General features: G+C 63.0%; 29 protein-coding genes. All 29 read left to right on the top strand.

What is annotated here, in order from left to right; translation table 11 throughout:
• Nucleotides 1–18 precede the first annotated feature (18 nt).
• The 29 genes from ACWNZ3_RS11505 (at nt 19) to nuoK (ending at nt 23,962) form a co-directional block, all read left to right on the top strand.
• A complete protein-coding gene (locus tag ACWNZ3_RS11505; RefSeq protein ID WP_269361643.1) occupies nt 19–1,623 on the top strand; it encodes a carboxyl transferase domain-containing protein in 1,605 nt (534 codons plus the stop codon).
• A 153-nt stretch (nt 1,624–1,776) separates the two neighbouring features.
• On the top strand, nt 1,777–3,723 hold the full coding sequence (locus ACWNZ3_RS11500; protein ID WP_496900019.1) for an acetyl/propionyl/methylcrotonyl-CoA carboxylase subunit alpha: 1,947 nt from the start codon (nt 1,777–1,779) through the stop codon (nt 3,721–3,723).
• Between the two features lie 294 nt (nt 3,724–4,017).
• Nucleotides 4,018–4,683 (top strand): glutathione S-transferase family protein, encoded by a 666-nt coding sequence (locus ACWNZ3_RS11495; RefSeq protein WP_114275548.1) that lies wholly within the window; start codon nt 4,018–4,020, stop codon nt 4,681–4,683.
• A gap of 47 nt (nt 4,684–4,730) precedes the next feature.
• The gene (locus tag ACWNZ3_RS11490) at nt 4,731–5,597 is read left to right on the top strand and encodes a hydroxymethylglutaryl-CoA lyase (RefSeq protein ID WP_496900018.1); all 867 of its coding nucleotides are present in this window, start codon (nt 4,731–4,733) and stop codon (nt 5,595–5,597) included.
• On the top strand, nt 5,590–6,381 hold the full coding sequence (locus ACWNZ3_RS11485; RefSeq protein WP_496900017.1) for a crotonase/enoyl-CoA hydratase family protein: 792 nt from the start codon (nt 5,590–5,592) through the stop codon (nt 6,379–6,381). The genes ACWNZ3_RS11490 and ACWNZ3_RS11485 overlap by 8 nt, the downstream gene beginning before the upstream one ends.
• A gap of 66 nt (nt 6,382–6,447) precedes the next feature.
• On the top strand, nt 6,448–7,419 hold the full coding sequence (locus ACWNZ3_RS11480) for an ABC transporter transmembrane domain-containing protein (protein ID WP_496900016.1): 972 nt from the start codon (nt 6,448–6,450) through the stop codon (nt 7,417–7,419).
• A gap of 54 nt (nt 7,420–7,473) precedes the next feature.
• Nucleotides 7,474–8,373, top strand: coding sequence for an NAD-dependent epimerase/dehydratase family protein (locus tag ACWNZ3_RS11475; RefSeq protein WP_496900015.1), 900 nt, complete (start codon nt 7,474–7,476; stop codon nt 8,371–8,373).
• A gap of 158 nt (nt 8,374–8,531) precedes the next feature.
• Nucleotides 8,532–8,897, top strand: coding sequence for an NADH-quinone oxidoreductase subunit A (locus ACWNZ3_RS11470; RefSeq protein ID WP_067287807.1), 366 nt, complete (start codon nt 8,532–8,534; stop codon nt 8,895–8,897).
• The gene (locus ACWNZ3_RS11465; RefSeq protein WP_114275544.1) at nt 8,888–9,433 is read left to right on the top strand and encodes a NuoB/complex I 20 kDa subunit family protein; all 546 of its coding nucleotides are present in this window, start codon (nt 8,888–8,890) and stop codon (nt 9,431–9,433) included. The genes ACWNZ3_RS11470 and ACWNZ3_RS11465 overlap by 10 nt, the downstream gene beginning before the upstream one ends.
• Nucleotides 9,434–9,457: 24 nt before the next feature.
• Nucleotides 9,458–10,066, top strand: coding sequence for an NADH-quinone oxidoreductase subunit C (locus ACWNZ3_RS11460; RefSeq protein WP_269361649.1), 609 nt, complete (start codon nt 9,458–9,460; stop codon nt 10,064–10,066).
• A complete protein-coding gene (locus ACWNZ3_RS11455; protein ID WP_205388237.1) occupies nt 10,066–10,239 on the top strand; it encodes a hypothetical protein in 174 nt (57 codons plus the stop codon). The genes ACWNZ3_RS11460 and ACWNZ3_RS11455 overlap by 1 nt, the downstream gene beginning before the upstream one ends.
• Before the next feature lie 115 nt (nt 10,240–10,354).
• Nucleotides 10,355–11,599, top strand: a complete 1,245-nt coding sequence (locus ACWNZ3_RS11450) for an NADH-quinone oxidoreductase subunit D (protein ID WP_269361650.1) — start codon at nt 10,355–10,357, stop codon at nt 11,597–11,599.
• A gap of 73 nt (nt 11,600–11,672) precedes the next feature.
• Complete coding sequence (locus tag ACWNZ3_RS11445; protein ID WP_496900014.1) at nt 11,673–12,935, top strand: NADH-quinone oxidoreductase subunit E; 1,263 nt, start codon at nt 11,673–11,675, stop codon at nt 12,933–12,935.
• A 39-nt stretch (nt 12,936–12,974) separates the two neighbouring features.
• Complete coding sequence (locus tag ACWNZ3_RS11440) at nt 12,975–13,811, top strand: helix-hairpin-helix domain-containing protein (RefSeq protein WP_496900013.1); 837 nt, start codon at nt 12,975–12,977, stop codon at nt 13,809–13,811.
• 27 nt (nt 13,812–13,838) lie between these two features.
• Nucleotides 13,839–14,066, top strand: coding sequence for a DUF5337 domain-containing protein (locus ACWNZ3_RS11435; protein WP_269361653.1), 228 nt, complete (start codon nt 13,839–13,841; stop codon nt 14,064–14,066).
• A gap of 66 nt (nt 14,067–14,132) precedes the next feature.
• Entirely contained in the window at nt 14,133–15,428 is a 1,296-nt protein-coding gene (gene nuoF, locus ACWNZ3_RS11430) for an NADH-quinone oxidoreductase subunit NuoF (protein ID WP_496900012.1), read from the top strand.
• Nucleotides 15,425–15,835 carry an MAPEG family protein gene (locus ACWNZ3_RS11425; RefSeq protein ID WP_496900011.1) on the top strand — a complete coding sequence of 137 codons (411 nt, stop codon included), beginning with the start codon at nt 15,425–15,427 and terminating at the stop codon, nt 15,833–15,835. The genes nuoF and ACWNZ3_RS11425 overlap by 4 nt, the downstream gene beginning before the upstream one ends.
• A gap of 1 nt (nt 15,836) precedes the next feature.
• A complete protein-coding gene (locus ACWNZ3_RS11420; RefSeq protein ID WP_496900010.1) occupies nt 15,837–16,328 on the top strand; it encodes a DUF3291 domain-containing protein in 492 nt (163 codons plus the stop codon).
• Nucleotides 16,329–16,445: 117 nt separating this feature from the next.
• Nucleotides 16,446–16,934: a DUF3291 domain-containing protein gene (locus ACWNZ3_RS11415; protein ID WP_496900009.1), complete on the top strand. Its 489-nt coding sequence runs from the start codon at nt 16,446–16,448 to the stop codon at nt 16,932–16,934.
• A gap of 68 nt (nt 16,935–17,002) precedes the next feature.
• Nucleotides 17,003–17,716, top strand: a complete 714-nt coding sequence (locus tag ACWNZ3_RS11410; RefSeq protein WP_269361657.1) for a class I SAM-dependent methyltransferase — start codon at nt 17,003–17,005, stop codon at nt 17,714–17,716.
• On the top strand, nt 17,716–18,054 hold the full coding sequence (locus ACWNZ3_RS11405; protein ID WP_269361658.1) for a hypothetical protein: 339 nt from the start codon (nt 17,716–17,718) through the stop codon (nt 18,052–18,054). Before ACWNZ3_RS11410 ends, ACWNZ3_RS11405 begins: the two co-directional genes overlap by 1 nt.
• A 24-nt stretch (nt 18,055–18,078) precedes the next feature.
• Complete coding sequence (locus ACWNZ3_RS11400) at nt 18,079–18,558, top strand: DUF5333 domain-containing protein (RefSeq protein WP_269361659.1); 480 nt, start codon at nt 18,079–18,081, stop codon at nt 18,556–18,558.
• A gap of 4 nt (nt 18,559–18,562) precedes the next feature.
• The gene (nuoG, locus tag ACWNZ3_RS11395; RefSeq protein WP_496900008.1) at nt 18,563–20,578 is read left to right on the top strand and encodes an NADH-quinone oxidoreductase subunit NuoG; all 2,016 of its coding nucleotides are present in this window, start codon (nt 18,563–18,565) and stop codon (nt 20,576–20,578) included.
• A 20-nt stretch (nt 20,579–20,598) separates the two neighbouring features.
• Nucleotides 20,599–20,958, top strand: coding sequence for a YNQ4 family lipoprotein (locus tag ACWNZ3_RS11390; RefSeq protein ID WP_269362075.1), 360 nt, complete (start codon nt 20,599–20,601; stop codon nt 20,956–20,958).
• 6 nt (nt 20,959–20,964) lie between these two features.
• A complete protein-coding gene (nuoH, locus tag ACWNZ3_RS11385; protein WP_496900007.1) occupies nt 20,965–22,005 on the top strand; it encodes an NADH-quinone oxidoreductase subunit NuoH in 1,041 nt (346 codons plus the stop codon).
• Between the two features lies 1 nt (nt 22,006).
• On the top strand, nt 22,007–22,501 hold the full coding sequence (gene nuoI, locus ACWNZ3_RS11380; RefSeq protein ID WP_269361662.1) for an NADH-quinone oxidoreductase subunit NuoI: 495 nt from the start codon (nt 22,007–22,009) through the stop codon (nt 22,499–22,501).
• On the top strand, nt 22,498–22,899 hold the full coding sequence (locus tag ACWNZ3_RS11375; RefSeq protein ID WP_496900006.1) for a carboxymuconolactone decarboxylase family protein: 402 nt from the start codon (nt 22,498–22,500) through the stop codon (nt 22,897–22,899). The genes nuoI and ACWNZ3_RS11375 overlap by 4 nt, the downstream gene beginning before the upstream one ends.
• The gene (locus ACWNZ3_RS11370) at nt 22,896–23,498 is read left to right on the top strand and encodes an NADH-quinone oxidoreductase subunit J (protein ID WP_269361663.1); all 603 of its coding nucleotides are present in this window, start codon (nt 22,896–22,898) and stop codon (nt 23,496–23,498) included. Before ACWNZ3_RS11375 ends, ACWNZ3_RS11370 begins: the two co-directional genes overlap by 4 nt.
• 158 nt (nt 23,499–23,656) lie before the next feature.
• The gene (gene nuoK / locus ACWNZ3_RS11365; RefSeq protein WP_025048953.1) at nt 23,657–23,962 is read left to right on the top strand and encodes an NADH-quinone oxidoreductase subunit NuoK; all 306 of its coding nucleotides are present in this window, start codon (nt 23,657–23,659) and stop codon (nt 23,960–23,962) included.
• The last annotated feature ends 1 nt before the right edge of the window (nt 23,963 follow it).

The following is a 23,963-nucleotide window of genomic DNA, read 5'->3' as shown; positions in this document are numbered from 1 at the left end:
CAAGGGGGAATTCTGCAAATGAAACTGCTATCTCAGGCTCTGCCGTCCTCCGAATCCTTCAAGGCCAATGAAGCCGCCCATCTCAAGGCGCTGGAACCCGTCGCGGCCGCGGCGGAGGCGGCGGCCCTCGGCGGCGGCGAGAAGTCGCGCGCGCGCCATGCCAGCCGGGGCAAGATGCTGCCCAGGGAACGGGTGGCCAACCTGCTGGACCCCGGATCGCCCTTCCTCGAAATCGGGGCAACGGCGGCACATGGACTTTACGATGGCGCAGCCCCCTGCGCCGGCGTCATCGCGGGCATTGGCCGGGTGCAGGGCCATGAGGTCATGGTGGTATGCAACGACGCCACGGTGAAGGGCGGCACCTATTACCCGATGACGGTCAAGAAGCACCTGCGCGCACAGGAAATTGCCGAGGCGAACCATCTGCCTTGCGTCTATCTTGTGGACAGTGGCGGCGCGAACCTGCCGAACCAGGACGAGGTCTTTCCGGACCGGGACCATTTCGGCGCGATCTTCTACAATCAGGCGCGGATGTCGGCCAAGGGGATACCGCAGATTGCCGTGGTGATGGGGTCCTGCACCGCAGGCGGGGCCTATGTGCCCGCGATGTCGGATGTGACGATCATCGTGAAGGAACAGGGCACCATCTTTCTGGCCGGGCCCCCGCTGGTCAAGGCGGCGACGGGCGAAGTGGTCAGCGCCGAGGATCTGGGCGGCGGCGATGTGCATACGCGCCTGTCCGGTGTGGCCGACTACCTGGCAGAGGATGACGCCCATGCGCTGAGCCTTGCGCGCCGCGCGGTGGCGCAGCTCAACCGGACCCGGCCCGCGACCGTTCAATGGGAAAGCCCGGAGGAGCCCGCCTATGACCCGGCGGAACTGCTGGGTGTGGTGCCTGCCGATCTGCGCACGCCCTATGACATCCGCGAGGTGATTGCCCGGCTGGTGGACGGCAGCCGCTTTGACGAGTTCAAATCCCGCTTTGGCGAAACTCTGGTGACCGGGTTTGCCCATCTCAAGGGCTGCCCCATCGGGATCGTGGCCAACAACGGGGTGTTGTTCTCGGAAGCGGCCCAGAAGGGCGCGCATTTCATCGAATTGTGCAGCCAGCGCAATATCCCGCTGGTCTTCCTACAGAACATCACCGGCTTCATGGTGGGCCGCAAATACGAAAACGAGGGCATCGCGCGCCACGGGGCCAAGATGGTGACGGCGGTGGCCACCACCAATGTGCCCAAGATCACCATGCTGGTCGGCGGCTCCTTCGGTGCCGGCAATTACGGCATGTCGGGGCGGGCCTATCGCCCGCGGTTCCTGTGGACCTGGCCCAACAGCCGGATCTCGGTCATGGGCGGGCCGCAGGCGGCGGGGGTGCTGGCCACCGTGAAACGCGATGCGATGGAGCGGGCGGGCGAGACCTGGACCGAGGAGGAAGAGGCCGCCTTCAAGCAGCCCACCATCGACATGTTCGAGGAACAGAGCCATCCGCTTTATGCTTCCGCGCGGCTGTGGGACGATGGCATCATCGACCCGCGCAAGAGCCGGGATGTGCTGTTCCTGAGCCTGTCGGCCAGCCTGAACGCGCCGATCGAGCCGACACGCTTTGGCGTGTTCCGGATGTGAGGATGGATTGCGCATTGCCGGTCAGGGGCCGTGCCCTGTTCATGCACCGCCTGTGCACAGGGGGCGCTGCCCCCGCAGCCTGCGGCTGCTCCCCCGGGAATATTTGGGGCCAAAAAGAAATGATGAGTAGAGATCAACTGGAGAGGATGCGCGATGTTTGACACGATCCTGATTGCGAACCGGGGCGAGATCGCCTGTCGGGTGATGGAGACGGCGCAGGGCATGGGGGTGCGCTGTGTCGCGGTCTATTCGGATGCGGATGCAGGTGCAAAACATGTCGCCATGGCAGATGTCGCGGTGCATATCGGTGGCTCGGCCCCGGCGGAGAGTTATCTGCGCGGTGATGTGATCATCCGGGCGGCGCTGGACACCGGCGCGCAGGCGATCCACCCCGGCTATGGATTTCTGTCGGAAAACCCCGATTTCGTCGATGCGGTGGAAAAGGCCGGGCTTGTCTTCATCGGTCCTTCGGCCCGGGCCATTCGCGCGATGGGTCTGAAGGATGCCGCCAAGGCGCTGATGGTCGAGGCCGGCGTGCCGGTGGTGCCGGGGTATCACGGCGCGGATCAGGACGATGCGCTGCTGGCGGCGGAGGCGGAGAAGATCGGCTATCCGGTGCTGATCAAGGCCGTGGCGGGCGGCGGCGGCAAGGGGATGCGGCAGGTCGATGCGGCATCGGGTTTCCAGGCCGCGCTGGACTCCGCCCGCTCGGAGGCGAAGACCGCCTTTGGCAATTCCGACGTGCTGGTCGAAAAGTTCGTGACCAAGCCGCGCCATATCGAGGTGCAGGTCTTTGGTGACGGCAGCAGGGCCGTCCATCTGTTCGAGCGCGATTGTTCGCTGCAGCGCCGCCATCAGAAGGTGATCGAGGAAGCCCCGGCACCGGGCATGCGAGAAGAGATGCGCGCCGCGATGGGCGCGGCGGCGGTGCGGGCGGCCGAGGCCATCGGCTATGCCGGGGCGGGGACGGTGGAATTCATCGTTGACGGCTCGGAGGGGCTGCGCGCGGAAGGGTTCTTCTTCATGGAGATGAACACGCGCCTGCAGGTGGAACATCCCGTAACCGAGGCGATCACCGGCGTCGACCTGGTGGAATGGCAGCTGCGCGTGGCGGCGGGGGAAAGCCTGCCCATGGGGCAGGAGGCCTTGACGATCAACGGCCATGCCTTCGAGGCGCGGCTTTACGCCGAGGATGTGCCGAAAGGCTTTCTGCCGGCGACCGGTACGCTGACGCATCTGCAGTTCACCGATCAGACCCGGGCCGACAGCGGCGTGCGGGCGGGCGATACCATCAGCCCGTTCTACGACCCGATGATTGCCAAGGTGATCGTGCATGGCCCCACCCGGGACGTGGCGCTGGCGCGGCTGCGCGCGGCGCTGGCGGGCTGCGAGGTGGCGGGCACCGTGACCAATCTGGCCTTTCTGGGGGCGCTGGCGGGCCATGCGGGATTTGCCGCAGGCGACGTCGACACCGGGTTGATCGCACGCGACATCGCGGAACTGACCGAAGCCCCCGCGGTGGCACCCTGGCACATGGCCCTGGCGGGCATGGCGGCGCTGGGCCTGATGTCACCGCAGCCCGAGACGGGGTTTACCCTGTGGCGACCGCTCCGCCGACAGGTGATGCTGGCACATGGCGGGGAGGAAACTTTGCTCAAGGTCCGGGTGCTGTCGCCTGACCGGCAGTCCTGGTCGGTGGGTGAGACCGAGCTCAGCGCCGAGCGCAGGGCCGGGCGCTGGTATCTGGACGGGCACATGGCCCCTGCGGTTGCCGTGGCCGGGTCGGTGGTGACGGTCTTTGACGGCTATGGCATGGGGTTTGACGTGATCGACCCGCTGGCGCGGGCGGCGGGCAAGTCCGGTGACGGCAATCTGATCGAGGCACCAATGCCCGGCATGGTGCGGCTGGTCGATGCGAAGGTGGGCCAGAAGGTCACTGCGGGCGACCGGCTTGCGGTGCTGGAGGCGATGAAGATGGAGCACAGCCTGCTGGCCGCGCGCGACGGCGTGGTGGCCGAGGTGCTGGCCGCCGAAGGCGATCAGGTGGAGGCCGGGGCCGCGCTGGTCCGGCTGGAGGCCGAGCCGGAAGCTGCCGCGTGAAAGGGCGGGTGCGGCATCACCTGGTGCCGGCCGCACTGGCAGCTGCCGGGATTATCGCATATGTCCCGGGGGATGAGCCGCCGATCCTGGCGGCGATCCTGTTGATGATGTGGCATATTGCGGTGCTGCAGATGTCGGGGCGGGGCCGGTGCCACATGGCGTTGCGCGCCTTTTGCACATTTGCGGGGCATGAGGTGGCGCGGCGGGCCGGAAGGCCGCTGCCGGGCCGCTTGACCCCCGGCAAAACGCCCCATGTCATGTTGGCAGGTAGATGATTATGACGAGGTTTCCCCGATGATTACATTGCATCACTGTCCGCAGACGCGGTCGATGCGCACGCTCTGGCTGCTCAACGAAATGGATGTGGAATATCAGGTCCGCACCTATGCCTTTGACCGCTCGCTGCGCGATCCGGCCTATCTGTCCCTGTCGCCTGCGGGCCGCGTGCCGGCCCTGGAGATCGACGGCGAACGGATGTTCGAGACCGGCGCCATCACCGAATACCTGTGTGAAAGGTTCAGCCCGGAGCGGCTGGGCCGGATGCCCGGCGTGCCGGACCGTATGGCCTGGCTGGTCTGGCTGCATTTCGCCGAGACGATCAGCCAGCATACCGCGGCCCTGACCCAGCAGCACATCGCCCTGCGCGAGGACCACATGCGCAGCCCCATCGTGATGAAGCTGGAGGCGGCGCGGATCGGCAAATGCTACGATGCGCTGGAGGCGCGGCTGTCGACGCCGGTCGAGAACCGCGACTATCTGTTGACCAGCGGCTTCTCGGCGGTGGATATTTCCGTAGGGCAGGCGGTGTACATGTCGCAGTATTTTGCCAGGCTGGATGCGCATCCGGCGGTGGCGGAATGGTACGAGCGCATCACCGAGCGCGAGAGTTTCGCCGAAAGCCTGCCGCAGGGGGAGGGTATCTATGAAAAGGACTTTTATCCGCCCTGGCCGATTGAATGACCCGGTTGGCACCCGTTCGTGCCTGACAACACCTGAAAGGGGACGATATGAGCCTTGGACCTTGTGAGATCTTTGAAGTCGGCCCCCGCGACGGGTTGCAGAACGAGGCGCGCGAGATACCGGTGACGGAAAAGATCGCGCTGATTGACCGGCTGTCGGGCGCGGGTTTCGGGCGCATCGAATGCGCCTCCTTCGTGTCGCCCAAATGGGTGCCGCAGATGGCCGGCTCGGGCGAGGTGATGGCCGGGATCAGCCGTCGCGACGGGGTGCGCTATGCCGCGCTCACGCCGAACATGCGCGGCTATGAGGATGCGCTGGCGGCAGGTGCGGACGAGGTGGCGATCTTTGCCTCGGCCTCCGAAGGGTTCAGCCGCAAGAACATCAATGCCTCGGTGGCGGAATCGATCGAACGCTTTGCCCCCATTCTGGAGGATGCGCGCCACCGGGACGTGCCCGTCCGGGGTTATATCTCCTGCGTGGTGGAATGCCCCTATGACGGGCCGGTGGCCCCCAGCGCGGTTGCGGCGCTGGCGGATCGCCTGTTCTCGATGGGGTGCTACGAGATTTCACTGGGCGACACCATCGGTGCGGGCAGGCCCGACAGCATCGCGCGGATGCTGCTTGCGGTGCGCGATGTGGTGCCCGTGGGGCGGCTTGCGGGGCATTATCACGACACCAATGGCCGCGCGATGGCCAATATCGACACGTCCCTGTCGCTGGGTCTGCGGGTCTTTGACGCCGCCGTGGGGGGCCTGGGCGGCTGTCCCTACGCGCCCGGTTCGGCCGGGAATGTGGCCACGGAAGCGGTGAATGCGCATCTTCTGGCGCTGGGCTACAAGACCGGGATCGACCAGGCCATCGTGCAGGAGGCCGCGGCCATGGCGCAGGCGATGCGGGGACCGGTGGATGCCTGAGACGATCACGATTGAAACCGACGCGCGCGGCGTCGCCACACTGACCCTGAACCGCCCCGACAAGCACAACGCCATGTCGGCGCAGATGCTGGCGGACCTGACTGCGGCGGCGGCACAGCTGGGGGCGGATGACGCGGTGCGTGTGGTGGTGCTGACCGGGGCGGGGGCCTCCTTCTGCGCGGGGGGCGATCTGGGCTGGATGCGCGACCAGCGCGACATGGATGCCACGACACGCTCTGCAGAGGCGCGCAAGCTGGCGGATATGCTGGGCGCGCTGAACCGGCTGCCCAAGCCGCTGATCGGGCGGGTGCAGGGCAATGCCTTTGGCGGCGGGGTCGGCATGGCCAGCGTCTGTGACGTGGCCATCGGGGTGGACAGCCTGCGCATGGGCTTCACCGAAACCCGGCTGGGGATCATCCCGGCCACCATCGGACCTTACGTGATTGCCCGCATGGGCGAGGGGATGGCGCGGCGGGTCTTCATGTCTGCCCGGCTGTTCGACGCGGCAGAGGCGGTATCGCTGGGTCTGCTGGCCCGCGCGGTGCCCGCCGGTGACCTTGACGCGGCGGTGGAACGTGAGGTGGCACCTTACCTGTCCTGCGCACCGGGGGCCGTGGCGGCGGCCAAGGCGCTGGCGCTGGACCTGGGCGGTGCTGCCACGCAGGAGGCGGTGGAGATGTCCATCGCAGCACTCGCTGCCCGCTGGGAGACCGAGGAAGCCGCCGAAGGGATCGGCGCGTTCTTTGACAAGCGCAAGGCGGCCTGGGTGGTTGCGTCCTCCTGACCCTTGCGCGGGGCGGGCTTTGACGCAAGGCTCGGGCCAGACTGAACTGAAACGCCGGAGCGCCATTTGAAATCCCTTGTCGATTACTTCCGCCCCCGTGACATCGAACGGACCGGGGATGACAGTGCTGCGAAAACGATCTGGGGCTACGTCTGGCGGATGACGGGCTGGCACCAGCCTGGCTGTTGCGCCGGGGCGGTGCTTGTCGCCCTGCTGAACCTCGCCCCCATCGAATTGCAGCGCCGGATCGTGAACGAGGTGGTGGAGACGCAGAATGTGCCGCTGCTGATCCGGTTCGGGCTGGCCTATCTTGCCGTCATTGGCCTGCATCAGGCCGGCAAATTCGCCCTGCGTGCCTATCAGTCATGGCTGACGGAAAGCACCAACATCTATACCCGGCGGCACCTGCTGGGACTTTATGGCGACAAGATCGAAACCACACAGGACAGTGAGGGACGGGTGGTGTCCATCATCGGTTCCGAGGTCGAGAAACTGGGCGGCTTCGTGGGCGAGGTGCTGTCCCAGTCCTGCGCCAATCTGGCCATCCTGCTGGGCGTGCTGGGTTACATGTTTGTCGTGCAGCCCAGCATCGCGCTTTTTGCGCTGGCCTTCATGGTGCCGCAGATCATTCTGACACCCTTCCTGCAGCGCCGCCTGAACGAACTGGTGGCGGAAAGGGTGGGTTATATCCGCGAACTGGGTGACCGGATATCGGACATGGATGCACCGGTGCAGGAAGAGGGGGCCCGTATTCTCGACCGGATCTTTGACAACCGCATCCGCTTCAACCTGCTGAAATTCGCACTCAAGGCGGCATTGAACCTGCTGAATGCGCTGGGGCCGCTGTCGGTGCTGATCTTTGGCGGATATCTGGTGATGCAGGGGCAGACCCAGGTGGGGGTGATCGTGGCCTTCATCTCCGGTTTCGAGAAGATCAGCGCGCCGGTGCGCGAATTGGTCGGCTTTTACCGCGTGGCGGAACAGGCGCGGGTGCAGCACGACATGATTGCAAAATGGATGGCAAGGGTCGCGTCCTGAACCGCAGCGGGCAGTGCCGCGTTGACCCTTGGACAGCAACAGGAGAACCAGACAATGCGCATTTTATTCACCGGTGGCACCGGAAAAGCCGGGCGGCATGTGGTGCCTTATCTGCTGGCGCAGGGGCATCAGGTGCTCAACGTCGATCTGGCACCGCTGGAGCATGAGGGTGTCGACAACCGGATCGCCGATCTGACCGATGCGGGGCAGGTGTTCGACGTGATGCAAAGCTATGCCAATCTGTCCGAGCTGGAACCGGGCGGCGGCGTGCCCGCCTTTGACGCGGTTGTGCATTTTGCCGCCGTGCCGCGCATCCTGATCCGGCCGGACAACGAGACCTTTCGCAACAACACGCTAAGCACCTACAACGTCATCGACGCGGCGGTGAAGAACCGCATCCCCAAGATCATCTTTGCCTCGTCGGAGACGACCTATGGCGTCTGTTTCGCCGATGGGTCGCGCAAACCCAACTATCTGCCGGTGGACGAGGAACACCCCACCGTGCCCGAAGACAGCTATGCCATGTCCAAGGTCTGCAACGAGGCGACGGCGCGCAGTTTTCAGGCCCGGTCCGGGGCCAATATCTATGGCTTGCGGATCAACAATGTGATCGAGCCGCATGAATATGAAACGCTTTTCCCGCAGTTCGTCGCAAACCCCGAACAGCGAGAGCGCAACATCTTTGCCTATATCGACGCGCGCGACCTGGGTCAGATGGTGGAGCGCTGCCTGCAGACCGACGGTCTGGGATACCAGGTGTTCAACGCGGCCAATGCGGAACATTCCGTCAGCCTGACCACGCAGGCCCTGCTGGACAGGTTCTACCCGGATGTCCCGGTCATGCGCGAGATGGGCGCGGAGGAGACCTTTTACAGCATCGCCAAGGCGCGCAAGCTGCTGGGGTTCGAGCCGATTTACCGCTGGCGCGATCTGGTTGATCTGCATGGCGTTTAGGCATTGATGATCCCGGCCTGCGGGTGTCCTTTTCAGACTGCCAAAATCATGCCCCCTTGGTTGACCCTGTCGGGACGGCAGAGTAAACCCGAAGCCAAGCCATGACTGGCCCGAGCGCCCTGGCGCATCCGTGCCCAGCACCATAAAGGAGCCTCCCCTTGGACGACATGCTGCGGGAATATCTGCCTATCCTCGTTTTTCTGGCCGTAGCCATCGGATTCGGAGCCATCCTGATCCTTGCGGCCGTCATCGTCGCCGTGCGCAATCCGGACCCTGAAAAGGTCTCGGCCTATGAATGCGGGTTCAACGCATTCGACGATGCGCGCATGAAATTCGACGTGCGGTTTTATCTGGTTTCGATCCTGTTTATCATCTTTGACCTGGAAATCGCGTTCCTGTTCCCCTGGGCGGTCGCCTTCAAGGACATTTCGATGGTCGGCTTCTGGTCGATGATGGTTTTCCTGGGCGTGCTGACGGCTGGCTTTGCCTATGAATGGAAGAAAGGGGCGCTGGAATGGCAGTAACGGACGCAGGCACACCGGGCAGCTACAAGGCCGGACCGGACCGCGAGGTTGCCACGCAGGATCTGAATGCCGCGTTGCAGGACAAGGGATTCCTTGTTACCTCCACCGCCGATATCATCAACTGGGCGCGCACCGGGTCGCTGCACTGGATGACATTCGGTCTGGCCTGCTGCGCGGTCGAGATGATGCATACCTCCATGCCGCGCTATGACCTTGAGCGTTTCGGCACCGCGCCGCGTGCCTCGCCGCGCCAGTCCGACCTGATGATCGTGGCCGGCACGCTGACCAACAAGATGGCCCCGGCGCTGCGCAAGGTCTATGACCAGATGCCCGAGCCGCGCTATGTGATCTCCATGGGCTCCTGCGCCAATGGCGGCGGCTATTACCACTACAGCTATTCCGTGGTGCGCGGCTGCGACCGGATCGTGCCGGTGGATGTCTATGTGCCGGGCTGCCCGCCCACGGCAGAGGCACTGCTTTACGGGATCATGCAGCTGCAGCGCAAGATGCGCCGGACCGGGACGATCGTGCGATGAACCGCGCGTCTGGAAGGATTTGAGATGAGCGAGCAACTTCAGGAACTTGGTGCCTATATCGAGGCCAAACGCCCCGATTGCATCCTCGCGTGGGACATCGCGCAGGGTGAGCTCAACATGGATGTCACCCTGACCAATATCGCCGGGCTGGTGGAATTCCTCAGGGGCGATCCGACCTGCCGTTTCTCCACCCTCGTGGACATCACGGCGGTGGATTATGCCGGCCGGGCCAAGCGGTTCGACGTGGTCTATCACCTGCTGAGCATGTATCAGAACCACCGCATCCGCCTGCGCGTCGCGACACGGGAAAAGGACATGGTGCCGAGCCTGGTCAGCGTCCACCCCTCGGCCAACTGGTTCGAGCGTGAAGTTTTCGACATGTTCGGCATCCTGTTCTCCGGTCACCCGGACCTGCGCCGTATCCTCACCGACTATGGGTTTCGCGGCTATCCGCTGCGCAAGGATTTCCCGACCACGGGCTATACCGAAGTCCGCTATGACGAGGCGCAGAAACGCGTGGTCTATGAGCCGGTGTCGCTGGTGCAGGAATACCGCCAGTTTGATTTCATGTCGCCCTGGGAGGGCGCGGAATACATCCTGCCGGGTGACGACAAGGCGGAAGGAGCCAAGTAATGGGCGGATTCTGGTGGCTTCTCCTGTCCGCGCTGACAGCCATTCCGATGGTCAAACTGCTGCCCTTCTTCGGCATCAACAAATACTGGGCGGCGGCCTGTCTGATCCCCTTTGGCACCATTGCGCTGCTGTGGTGGATGGGGCTCAAACTGCAAGAGTTGGAGAAACTGTGATGATCGCATTTCTGGAAGAGGTTTTGGCCCGGTTGTTCGGCACCCGCCAGGAGTTGCCGGTGCGGGTCCGCGCGAACCGTCCTCATCCGCAGCAGCGCCAGTTGAAGGGACCTAAATGATGGACGGCGATATTCGCGTGAACCGCTATGACGACGGATCGACCGATGCTCTGACGGGCGAACAGAAGATCCGCAATTTCAACATCAACTTCGGCCCGCAACACCCTGCGGCGCATGGAGTTTTGCGGCTGGTGCTTGAACTGGACGGCGAGATCGTCGAACGTTGCGACCCCCATATCGGCCTGTTGCACCGTGGCACCGAAAAGTTGATGGAGAGCCGGACCTACCTGCAGAACCTGCCGTATTTCGACCGGCTGGATTACGTGGCACCGATGAATCAGGAGCACGCCTGGTGTCTGGCCATCGAAAAGCTGACCGGCACGGTGGTGCCGCGCCGCGCCTCGCTGATCCGGGTGCTGTTCTGCGAGATCGGCCGCGTACTGAACCACCTGCTGAACGTGACCACGCAGGCGCTGGATGTGGGCGCGCTGACGCCGCCGCTCTGGGGTTTTGAAGAGCGCGAAAAGCTGATGATCTTTTACGAACGGGCCTGTGGCGCGCGTCTGCACGCGGCCTATTTCCGGCCCGGCGGCGTGCATCAGGACCTGCCCGAAGCGCTGATCGACGATATCGAGGCCTGGTGCAAATCCTTCCCCGAAATCCTTGCGGACATTGACGGTCTGCTGACCGAGAACCGCATCTTCAAGCAGCGCAACGTCGATATCGGCGTGGTCAGCGAAGAGGACATCCTGAACTACGGCTTCTCCGGCGTGATGGTGCGGGGATCGGGCCTGGCCTGGGACCTGCGGCGCTCGCAGCCCTATGAATGTTATGACGAATTCGACTTCCAGGTGCCGGTGGGCAAGAACGGCGATTGCTTTGACCGTTACCTCTGCCGGATGGAGGAAATGCGCCAGTCCGTGCACATCATGGAACAGGCCATCGAAAAGCTGCGCGCGCCCGAAGGGAAGGGCGATGTGCTGGCCCGTGGCAAGATCACACCGCCCAGCCGCACCGCGATGAAGACCGACATGGAAAGCCTGATTCACCACTTCAAGCTGTACACCGAAGGGTTCCACGTGCCTGCGGGCGAAGTCTATTGCGCGGTCGAGGCGCCCAAGGGCGAATTCGGCGTCTACCTTGTGGCGGATGGTTCCAACAAACCCTACCGCGCCAAGATCCGCGCGCCCGGCTTCCTGCATCTGCAGGCGATGGATCATATTTCCAAAGGCCACCAGCTGGCAGATGTCGCCGCGATCATCGGCACCATGGACGTGGTGTTCGGGGAGATTGACCGGTGATGCCGAGACCTCATTTCTTTGCGGGCTTTCCCGGTGCCGCAAGCCAGACAGCGAATTCGAAAGAGACCCACTGATGCTCCGCCGACTGCACCACGAACAACCCGAGAGTTTCGCCTTCACGCCCGCCAACCAGAAGTGGGCCGAAGCGCAGATCACCAAATACCCCGAGGGGCGGCAGGCCTCTGCCATCATCCCGCTCTTGTGGCGTGCGCAGGAGCAGGAGGGCTGGCTCTCCCGTCCGGCGATCGAGCATGTGTCGGAGATGCTGGGCATGGCCTATATCCGGGGTCTTGAGGTCGCGACTTTCTACTTCATGTTCCAACTGCAACCCGTTGGTTCCGTGGCACATATTCAGGTTTGCGGCACCACCAGCTGCATGATCTGCGGGGCAGAGGACCTGATGGCCGTCTGCAAGGAGCGGATCGCGCCCAATGCCCATGAGCTTTCGGCGGATGGCAAGTTTTCCTGGGAAGAGGTCGAATGCCTCGGTTCCTGCGCCAATGCGCCGATGGCGCAGATCGGCAAGGATTATTACGAGGATCTGACCGCAGAGGGCTTTGGCAAGCTGCTGGATGAACTGGCGGCGGGCAAGGTGCCGGTGCCGGGTCCGCAGAACGGGCGCTATGCTTCCGAGCCTCTGGGCGGGCTGACCAGCCTCAAGGATCACGACAGCGGCCGCACGCAGTATAACGCCAGCGTGCAGCTTGCGGTCGATATCGGCGACACGATCAAGCGGATCGACGGCACAGAGGTGCCGCTGCTGACGCCCTGGCAGGGCAAGGCCGCCAATGCGGGCGGCAAACCGGCCAAGGCCAAGCGGGACGAACTGATGCCGCCCAAAGGCCCGGATGGCGCGCAGGCCGGCCGCAGCAAGGCAGAGGCCAAGGCCCCGCGCAACAAGGGTGACAGTTCCGACAAACACGCCGAGGCTGAAGGTGAAGCGCCCAAGGTCAAGGCCAAGGCGAAACCGGCAAAGGGCAGTGTCGCCCCCGGCGGCAAGCAGGAAACAAAGGCGCAAGCCGCAGCAGCGTCTGAGGGGCCGGGCACCAAGCCCGCCACAATGGCCGCCGCACGCGATAGCGGGGCGGATGATCTCAAGATGATCAGGGGCGTCGGGCCCAAGCTGGAAAAAATGCTGAACGATATGGGATTCTTCCATTACGATCAGATTGCCGGTTGGGGCGCGGAGGAAGTGGCCTGGGTCGATGAGAACCTCAAGGGGTTCAAAGGCCGTGTGTCGCGCGACAACTGGGTTGATCAGGCCACGCGCCTGGCTGCTGGGGAGGAGACCGAGTTTTCTGCCCGTGCCAGCAAGGATGGTCTCTACGACACGTAATCCGGGCCGCTACCGGTCTGACGGGAGAGGGAACTTTAGATGGCTGAGAATGACAATTCGATGAGCTGCACGGCGAAAAGCTGGGCACTGGCAATTGTTGCGGGCCTTGTGATCGGGCTTTTGCTGATGCTGGTCGGCGGGTGGGGCTTTGCCGCTGCCCTGATCCTGGCCGTTGTCATCGCGCTGGTTGTCGGTCTGTTCCTTTCCCTGGTCATCTGTCCGGGTGCAACCGGCGGCAGCGCCGTGGCAGCGCCGGCGGCTGATGCCGTTGCTGCACCGACTGCTGCTGCATCTGCCGTGGCCCCGGCCGTTTCCGACGCGCCCGAGGCGGTTGAGGAACCGGCAGCCGCGGCGGAGGCTGACACGCCGAAAGCGGCTGCGCCTGCATCGGGTTCCGTCATCAAGCCCACGAAAACGCTGGCGGGTCAGGCGGAACTGGCGGCGCGCAAGGGCGAATGGAAATACGAGAAAGAGGGCGCGGAAGCGCCTGCCAGGAAAGCGGCCCCGGCAAAGGCTGCGGCAAGCGCCTCGGCGGCCGTGGCAGAGCCTGCACCAGCGGCAAAGGCCGCACCGGCCAGGGCCAAGCGTGCGCCGGTGGCGGCTGACGGCAAGCCCGATCTGATGGACGCCCCGCGCGCCGAAGGTGCCGATGATCTGAAACTGATCAGCGGTGTCGGCCCCAAGCTGGAGCAGACGCTGAACGAATTGGGCATCTGGCATTACAGCCAGGTCGCGGGCTGGCGCAAGAAAGAGATCGCCTGGGTCGATGCGCGGCTGCGCTTCAAGGGCCGGATCGAACGCGACGACTGGATGAGCCAGGCCAAGATCCTTGCAAAAGGCGGCGAAACCGAGTTTTCGAAGAAGAAAAAGAAGTAAACCGCCGAGGGGGCAACCGGGCCAGGCATGAGTGAGCAAAGCGACAAGGCACAGTCTCGCAAGGGGCAGACCGTGGCACTGGTGATTGCCGGGACCATGCTGATCTGGCTGGCCGCGAACTGGGCCGGTCCGGCACTGGGATTGCCGGGGCGCTATGCGCTGCTGATCGACTTTGCCGCACTTGCGGCGCTGTTCTGGTCGCTGGTGGTGGCCTATCAGCTCTGGCAGGCGCGCCGGGCTGCGGATGATGGATAGAACGCTCCTTTCGGAGCAACAGACAAACGACCCTTTGGGGCCGAGACAAACGTAAGGGACGCAGCAATGCTTGCAGATCAGGACCGCATCTTTACCAACATCTACGGGATGCATGACCGCACCCTGAAGGGCGCGCAGCAGCGTGGCCATTGGGACGGCACCGCCGGGATCATCAAGAAGGGCCGCGACTGGATCATCGACCAGATGAAGGCAAGCGGATTGCGCGGCCGGGGCGGCGCGGGCTTTCCCACCGGGCTCAAGTGGTCCTTCATGCCCAAGGAAAGCGACGGGCGCCCGGCCTATCTGGTGATCAACGCGGATGAATCCGAACCCGGCACCTGCAAGGACCGCGAGATCATGCGCCATGATCCGCATACGCTGATCGAAGGGTGCCTGATCGCCTCTTTCGCGATGAATGCGCATGCCTGCTACATCTACATCCGTGGCGAATACATCCGCGAGCGCGAGGCGCTGCAGGCGGCCATCGACGAGGCCTATGACGCGGGCCTGCTGGGCAAGAACGCGGCGAAATCCGGCTGGGATTTCGACCTCTACCTGGCCCATGGCGCGGGGGCCTATATCTGCGGCGAGGAAACCGCCCTGCTGGAAAGCCTCGAAGGCAAGAAGGGGATGCCGCGCATGAAGCCGCCGTTCCCGGCGGGCGCGGGCCTTTATGGTTGCCCGACCACGGTGAACAACGTGGAATCCATTGCCGTGGTGCCGACGATCCTGCGGCGCGGGCCGGAGTGGTTTGCCGGTTTCGGCCGGGCCAACAATGCGGGGACCAAGCTGTTTGCCGTGTCGGGTCATGTGAACAACCCCTGCGTGGTCGAAGAGGCGATGAGCATCACGTTCGAAGAGCTGATCGAGACCCATTGCGGCGGCATTCGCGGCGGCTGGGACAACCTCAAGGCGGTGATCCCCGGCGGGTCCTCCGTGCCATTGATCCCCGGCGCGCAGATGAAAGACGCGATCATGGATTTCGACTATCTGCGCGAGCAGCGGTCGGGCCTGGGCACGGCCGCGGTGATCGTGATGGGCAATTCCACCGATGTGATCAAGGCGATCTGGCGGCTGTCCAAGTTCTACAAGCACGAAAGTTGCGGCCAGTGCACGCCCTGCCGCGAGGGCACGGGCTGGATGATGCGGGTCATGGACCGGCTGGTGACAGGCGATGCGGAGCCCGAGGAAATCGACATGCTGCTGGATGTGACCAAGCAGGTCGAGGGCCATACGATCTGTGCGCTTGGCGATGCGGCGGCCTGGCCGATCCAGGGGTTGATCCGGCATTTCCGCGATGAAATCGAAGACCGGATCAAGCACAAGCGGACAGGGCGCGTCAGCGCCGTGGCAGCCGAGTGATCGAGGGTTTTGACGCCTACGGGCATGCGATCCTGTCGCTGGCGCTCTGGTCCGTTGTCAGCCTGGTTCTGGGCATGGTTGCGACGCGCGGCAAGACCGCGGAAAACACCTGTGCCTGTGGCCATCCCAAGCGCGATTACAGCGATGTCGCCTATCGCCGGGGGCGGGCCTTTGCCAATGCCATGGAAATGTCCGGCCCTTTCATAGGGGCGACGGTGGCCGCGATTCTGGCCGGTGGGGACCCGTTCTGGGTCAACCTCCTGGCCTCTTTGTTCCTGGTGTCGCGGATTGCGGTGGCGGTGGTGCATATCGGCACCGAAAGCCAGCCCCTGCGCTCTGCCCTCTGGTCGGTTGGATTGCTGTCCGTGCTGGGGCTGGTGGGGCTGGCCGCCTGCGCCGTTATCTGAAGTGAAGCAGCCCCAAGGACATCACCTGGCGGAGCTGAACCTTGGCATTCTCAAATATGACTGGGACGATCCGCGCGTGCAGGATTTCGTGAACGGTCTGGACCTCGTGAACGGCGTCGCCGCACGTTCGCCGGGCTTTGTCTGGCGCATGGATGATGCGGAGATGGCGTTTGAACAGACCCACGAGGACGGCGCAATGGGCGCAAACCCCCGCATGGCCTCGACTTTGAGCGTCTGGCAGGACGTGGCGAGCCTTGAGCATTTCGTCTGGAACACGGTTCACAAGCGGTTCTATGACCGCAAGGCGGAATGGTACGACATGGGGGCCAGCCTGCGGTTCTGCATGTGGTGGGTGCCCGTTGGGCACCGGCCGACGATGGCAGAGGCGATGGCGCGGTTCAGGCATCTGGAACAGCACGGGCCAGGTGATCACGCCTTTGGCTGGGATCACCTCAGGGAGGCAGAGCTTTGGAAGGACAAGGCCTGCGGATAACGCGCCCCGCCTTAAACTTGACTCGCCGATACCCTGCCGCGCTTCGCGCTCTCGGGACATCGGCGATACGGAGTGTATCAGGTTGAAGGCGGGGCGCTGTTGACAAAGGGAGAGACGATGAAAGACATGCATCTGGCGGAACTGAACGTGGGCAGGCTTGTCGCCGCCAAGGATGATCCCCGCGTGGCGGAATTCATGGCCAACCTTGACCGGATCAACGGGCTGGCCAAGCGGATGCCCGGTTTCCAGTGGATGATGGAAGGCGAGACCGGGGCAGGCAACACCGATACCGCAATTGACGGCGATCCCCTGTTCATTCCGAACCTGAGCGTCTGGGAGAGTGTCGCCACGCTGGAAACCTTTGTCTGGGGCACGGTGCACAAGAAATTCTACGAACGCCGCGCCGAATGGTTCGAGGTGTTGGGAGCGATGCATTTCGTGATGTGGTGGGTGCCGCCGGGGCATCGGCCCGGCCTGGGCGAGGCGCTGGACCGGCTCGACCATCTGCGCGCCCATGGCGACAGCGATCATGCCTTTGGCTGGCGTCACCTGCCTGCTGCAACAATGCACAGGACCCACGGTTGCCGCCAGACAGAGGTTGCCTGAAATCCCGAATTGGCGGATATGTTGAGAAATAAGGGGAAAACCCCAAAGGGCCGTGCAGGAGACCGCCAATGAAGAAGTTCAGATTTCCCGAAGACGGGGATGTCGCCGCTGACATCAGGGAACGATACGGATTCGACGGCGACCTGCTGGACATCTACGCGCAGAACGATGGGGTGAAGGTGCACAAGTGGCATCATTACCTGCCGCTTTATGACCGCTATTTCAGCCGCTACCGGAATACGCCGGTGAAATTCCTTGAGATCGGGGTGAACAACGGCGGCTCCTTGCAGATGTGGCGGCGCTACCTGGGCAAGGACGCGGTGCTCTGCGGCATCGACATCAACCCCGATTGCGCGCAATACGACGGCCAGTCCGGCATGGTGCGCATCGGCTCGCAGGACGATCCGGCTTTCCTGGCAAAGGTGGTTGAGGAGATGGGCGGCGTCGATGTGGTGCTGGATGACGGCAGCCACCGGATGGCCCATATCGAAGCCTCGCTGCGGGTGTTGTTCCCGCTGCTGACCACCGGCGGCACCTATATGATAGAGGATCTGCACACCGCCTATTACCCGCGTTTCGGCGGTGGCTTTCACGCGCCGGAGAATTTCTATAACACGGTGCGCAGAATGATTGATGACATGCACATGTGGTATCACAACAACAAACCGGCGCAGCTTCCGCAGATGAAGCGCGAAATCAGCGGCGTGCATGTGCATGATTCCATTGTCGTGATCGACAAGGCCGAAGCGCAACGCCCCACCCATTCGAGAGTGCAGAAATGATGAAGACCCGAATTAGCGTCATGGCGCTGCTTTGCGCCGCCCTTGTGGCTGGTTGCTCCGACAGTGAGAACCGCTTTGCCTTTGACGGCAAGTATTTCCGCACCAAGGTCAAGCGGGTCGACAAGCAACGCGACGTCTTCGTGGCGACGGTGAAAGGTGTCTCGCAATCCTTCGAAGGCGCACGGGGGGCCGCGCTGCACGCGGCAAACGGCTATTGCGTGGCGACCTATGGCAGTTCCGACATCGACTGGGTGGTGGGGCCGGACACGCCGGCAGACCAGCTGCGCATCGTCGATGACACGCTGACCTATCAGGGGACCTGCCCGCAGGCCCAATAGGCCATGCGCTGAAACCTGCGGAAAATGGCTGTCGGGACCGGGTGTTATTGCATATCAGCGCAGGCTCACCCAGCTGTCGGTCAACTTCCGAAGGAGAGTGAAATGCGTTTGATGATGATTGCCCTGTTTGGTCTGGCGGTGCTTGCCGCCCCGGTTTCGGCCAAACCACCGCTGCGCGAGGTCGCCGCGATCGACGATGCCCTGCTGGATGTCGGAATCGCCGATGCGATCCGCAAGAATTGTCCCACGATAGATGCCCGGCTGATCAGGGCCACCAGCTTTCTGTGGAAAATCAAGGGTCAGGCCAATGATCTGGGCTATACGGATGCTGAAATCGACGCCTATCGCAAAAGCGATGCGGAAAAAGAACGGCTCAAAGCGCGCGGAAGGGCGTTTTTCAAGGCGAGGGGGGTCGATACTTCCGATCCACAAAGCTATTGTGCGCTTGGACTCGAAGAGATTCAAAAACAGAGCCGGATCGGTTCGTTACTGAGAGCAAAGTGAACCTATGAGCGACCTTCGCAAGATCATCATTGATGGCAAGGAAATCGAAACCGAAGGGGCGATGACGCTCATTCAGGCCTGCGAGCAGGCGGGCGTCGAGATCCCGCGTTTCTGTTATCACGAGCGGCTTTCGATTGCGGGGAACTGCCGCATGTGTCTGGTGGAGGTCGTGGGCGGCCCGCCCAAGCCCGCCGCAAGCTGCGCGATGCAGGTGCGCGATCTGCGCCCCGGTCCCGAGGGCCAGCCGCCGGTTGTGAAAACCAACAGCCCGATGGTCAAGAAGGCCCGCGAAGGCGTGATGGAGTTCCTGCTGATCAACCACCCGCTGGATTGCCCGATCTGCGACCAGGGTGGCGAATGTGATCTGCAGGATCAGGCGATGGCCTATGGTGTGGATTTCTCGCGCTACCGCGAACCCAAGCGCGCGACCGAGGATCTGAACCTCGGGCCGCTGGTCGAAACCCATATGACGCGCTGCATCTCCTGCACCCGCTGCGTGCGTTTCACCACCGAGGTCGCAGGCGTGCACAAGATGGGCCAGACCGGCCGTGGCGAAGATGCGGAGATCACCTCCTACCTGGGGGAAACGCTCGAATCGAACCTGCAGGGCAATATCATCGACCTTTGCCCGGTGGGGGCGCTGGTCAGCAAACCCTATGCCTTTACCGCGCGTCCCTGGGAGCTTTCCAAGACCGAAAGCATCGACGTGATGGATGCGCTGGGGTCGAACATCCGTGTCGATACCAAGGGCCGCGAAGTGATGCGGATGCTGCCGCGCAACCACGACGGCGTGAACGAGGAATGGATTTCCGACAAGACCCGCTTTGTCTGGGACGGGCTGCGCCGCCAGCGGCTGGATACGCCCTACATCCGCGAGAACGGCAAGCTGCGCAAAGCGGACTGGCCCGAGGCGCTGGCAGCCGCCGCTGCCGCGATGAAGGGCAAGAAGGTTGCCGGTCTGGTCGGCGATCTGTCCTCGGTCGAGGCGGCCTATGCATTGAAAACATTGATCGAAGGGCAGGGCGGTATCGTCGAATGCCGCACCGATGGGGCCAAGCTGCCTGCGGGCAACCGCTCCGGCTATGTCGGGACAGCCACGGTCGAAGAGCTGGACACTGCCAAGGCGATCATGCTGATCGGGACCAACCCGGCGGTGGAGGCTCCGGTGCTGAACGCGCGTATCCGCAAGGCGTGGTCGCGCGGCGCAAACGTGGGTGTGATCGGGCCGCAGGTCGATCTGACCTATGAATATGCCCACATCGGTGACAATCCGTCGGTCATGGCCGATTTGCTGAAGCGCGATCATTCCGCTGTGCAGGAAAAGCACTCGGTGATCATCGTGGGGCAGGCAGCCCTGACCCGCGAAGACGGTGCCGCAGTGCTGGCCGATGCGATGGCGCTGGCGGAAGCAACAAAATCCTCCTTCATGGTGCTGCACACCGCTGCATCGCGTGTCGGTGCGATGGACGCGGGCTGCACCGCCGAAGGCGGGGTGCCTGCCGTTCTGGAAGCTGACGTGATCTATAACCTTGGCGCGGATGAGGGCGACATTCCCGCCGGTCCTTTTGTGATCTACCAGGGCAGCCACGGCGACCGGGGTGCGCACCGCGCCGACATCATCCTGCCAGGCGCCGCCTATACCGAGGAACCCGGCCTGTTCGTGAACACCGAAGGCCGTCCGCAGCTTGCGCAACGCGCCAGCTTTGCCCCCGGTCAGGCCAAGGAAAACTGGGCCATCCTGCGCGCGCTGAGCGCCGAGATGGAGGCGACATTGCCGTTTGATTCCATCGCCGCCCTGCGCCGCGCGCTGGTCAGTGACGTGCCGCATCTGGCCCGTGTTGACGAGGTTGCCGAAAACGCATGGACGCCACTGGAACGCGGCAGCGTCGATGCGGCACCCTTTGGCGAGGCGATTGCGGATTTCTACCTCAGCAATCCGATTGCCCGGGCCAGCCAGCTGATGGCTGAGCTTTCGGCCAATGCCGCGGCGCGCCGCGCCAAACCCATGGCGGCGGAGTGAGAACAACTGCCGTCCTTGCGATGATGACCTTGGGTGCATGTGAACCGCAGGTGCCCGTGGCCTCTGATTTTATCCCGGAATACAAGGGGGTAGAGACTGTTTTGCTGGATGGTGACCTGGTGCAGTTCAACGTGGCGATGACCAAGGCGCTCAGCACGCAGGACGTGGCGGATTACGCCGAATGTGCCGCCGCACGCTATACGCTGATCCGCGGCTACGGATTTGCGCGCCATGTGCGCACAAATGTAGAGCAAGAGGGTGGCATCTGGCGAGCGGATGCTGTTTATACAATCTCGCCAAGCTTGCCACGGGGCATAAAGACAATTGATGCTGAAGTGACCACACAGAGCTGTGTGGAAAAAGGCATACCGACGGTGTGAGGGACAATGGCTGACTTCTTTACGAACACGGGGTTGGGGATTGGGCTGCTGGTCACGGGGCAGGTCTTGTTGATCCTGCTGCCGCTGCTGGTGTGCCTGGCGTTCCTGATGTACGCCGACCGCAAGATCTGGGCGGCCGTCCAGATGCGGCGCGGGCCCAATGTGGTGGGTGTCTTTGGCCTGCTGCAAAGCTTTGCCGACCTGCTGAAATATGTGGTCAAGGAAGTGGTGATTCCCGCCGGGGCCGACCGGGCGGTGTTCCTGCTGGCCCCGATGGTCAGCCTGGTGATGGCTCTGGTGGCCTGGGCGGTGATTCCCTTCAACGACGGCTGGGTGCTGTCGGACATCAATGTGGCGATCCTCTATGTCTTCGCGATTTCCTCTCTGGAGGTTTATGGCGTGATCATGGGCGGCTGGGCCTCGAACTCGAAATACCCGTTCCTGGGCTCGCTGCGCTCTGCCGCGCAGATGATTTCCTATGAGGTCAGCATCGGCCTGATCATCATCGGTGTCATCATCTCCACCGGGTCGATGAACTTCTCCGCCATCGTTGCGGCGCAGGAGGGGGCCGGGGGCATCTTCAACTGGTACTTCCTGCCGCATTTCCCGATGCTGATCCTGTTCTTCATCTCGGCCCTGGCCGAAACCAACCGCCCGCCCTTTGACCTTCCGGAAGCGGAATCAGAACTGGTGGCGGGCTATCAGGTTGAATATTCCTCGACGCCGTTCCTGCTGTTCATGATCGGTGAACTGGTGGCCGTGGTGCTGATGTGCGCGTTGGTGTCGCTGCTGTTCCTGGGCGGCTGGCTTTCGCCGATCCCGTTCCTGCCGGATGGCTTCCTGTGGATGTTTCTGAAGATGCTGTTCGTGTTCTTCATGTTCTCCATGGTCAAGGCGATCACCCCGCGCTACCGCTATGACCAGCTGATGCGCCTGGGCTGGAAGGTGTTCCTGCCGTTCTCGCTGTTCTGGGTGGTTTTCGTGGCCTTCGCGGCAAAATTCGAATGGTTCTGGGGCATCTATGCCCGCTGGCCCGTAGGAGGCTGACATGACACAAATCGACTATGCCCGCGCCGCCAAGTATTTCCTGCTGCAGGATTTTGCCAAGGGTTTCGCGCTGGGGTTCAAGCAGATGTTCCGCCCCAAGGCGACGGTGAACTATCCGCATGAAAAGGGGCCGCTGTCCCCGCGTTTCCGCGGTGAACATGCGCTGCGCCGCTATCCCAACGGCGAAGAGCGCTGCATCGCCTGCAAGCTTTGCGAGGCGATCTGCCCGGCGCAGGCGATCACCATCGACGCGGAACCGCGCGACGACGGCAGCCGCCGCACCACGCGCTATGACATCGACATGACCAAGTGCATCTATTGCGGCTTCTGTCAGGAGGCCTGCCCGGTGGATGCCATCGTCGAGGGGCCGAATTTCGAGTTCAGCACCGAAACCCGCGAAGAGCTGTACTATGACAAGGACAAGCTGCTGGCGAATGGTGAACGCTGGGAAGCGGAGATTGCCCGCAACCTCGAAATAGATGCGCCTTACAGATGAGTGATCCCACCAACCCCTTCGAGGCGATGATGCGCCAGGCGCAGGAGATGGCAAAGTCCTTTCCGGCAATGGATGCCTTTTCCCCCAAGGTGTTCGAGGCAATGATGGGCACCATGCCCAGGGACATGATGGAAATGATGTTCGGCAATGCCGTCAACGAGGGCGGGCTGGACGCGCGGACGCGGCTGCTGCTGACCCTTGCGGGGCTGACCATGCAGGGCGCGCAGAACGATGTGGCGGTGCGCCAGACGGTGCGCCACGCGCTGGAGGCCGGTGCCACCAAGAAACATATCACCGAGACAATTGGCCAGATGTCGGTATTTGCCGGCGTACCGGCCATGTCGCGCGCCATGGAACTGGCCGGGCAGGTCTGGGACGAAAAAGAGGGTAAGGAATGACGGTCTTTTCATTCTATCTGTTTGCCATTTGCGTGATCACGGGCGGGCTTCTGACCGTGGTCAGCCGGAATCCGGTGCATTCGGTGCTCTGGCTGATCCTGGCCTTTCTCAGCTCGGCGGGGCTTTTTGTTTTGCTGGGGGCGGAATTCGTCGCGATGCTGCTGATCATCGTCTATGTCGGCGCGGTCGCGGTGCTGTTCCTTTTCGTGGTCATGATGCTGGACGTCGATTTTGCCGAGCTGAAGGCGGAGATGGCGAAATACATGCCATTGGCCCTGCTGATCGGCCTTGTGATCCTGATGCAGTTCGTCATGGCCTTTGGCGCCTGGGAAACCAACGACGCCGCCGAGGGGCTGCGCGCACAGGTGGCGGACCCGAACACCTTCAACACCGAGGCTTTGGGCCTGATCCTCTATGATCAGTATTTCCTGCTGTTCCAGCTTGCGGGTCTGATCCTGCTGGTTGCGATGATCGGGGCCATTGTTCTGACCCTGCGCCACCGCGCGGATGTGAAGCGTCAGGACGTTGTGGCGCAGATGATGCGCGATCCGGCCAAGGCGATGGAACTGCGTGACGTGAAACCGGGGCAGGGCTTGTGAAACCGGCTGTGATCATATCGGTGGCGATGGCAGACATCGCGGGCGGATTGGTCGCGAAGGATGCCTGCTGATTTATCGGCTGAGCGGCGGGTTCCCGGTGGAAGTCGGGAACACGAAAGACTAGAAGCCCGGCAACAGGGCGCGAGACGAGGGACGACATGATCGGACTTGAACATTACCTGACAGTGGCGGCGACGCTTTTTGTCATCGGCATCTTCGGGCTTTTCCTGAACCGCAAGAACGTGATCATCCTGCTGATGAGCATCGAGTTGATGCTGCTGGCGGTGAACATCAATTTTGTCGCCTTCTCCAGCTTTCTCGGCGATCTGGTGGGGCAGGTCTATACGCTGTTCGTGCTGACCGTCGCGGCCGCCGAGGCGGCGATCGGTCTGGCGATCCTGGTTTGTTTCTTCCGTAATCGCGGCACCATCGCCGTCGAAGACGTCAACGTGATGAAGGGCTGAG

The sequence above is a fragment of the Sulfitobacter sp. IGS-18 genome, assembly GCF_059628195.1.
The sequence above is the reverse complement of the archived record's forward strand: the minus strand, read 5'-3'. Positions and strand labels throughout refer to the sequence as shown.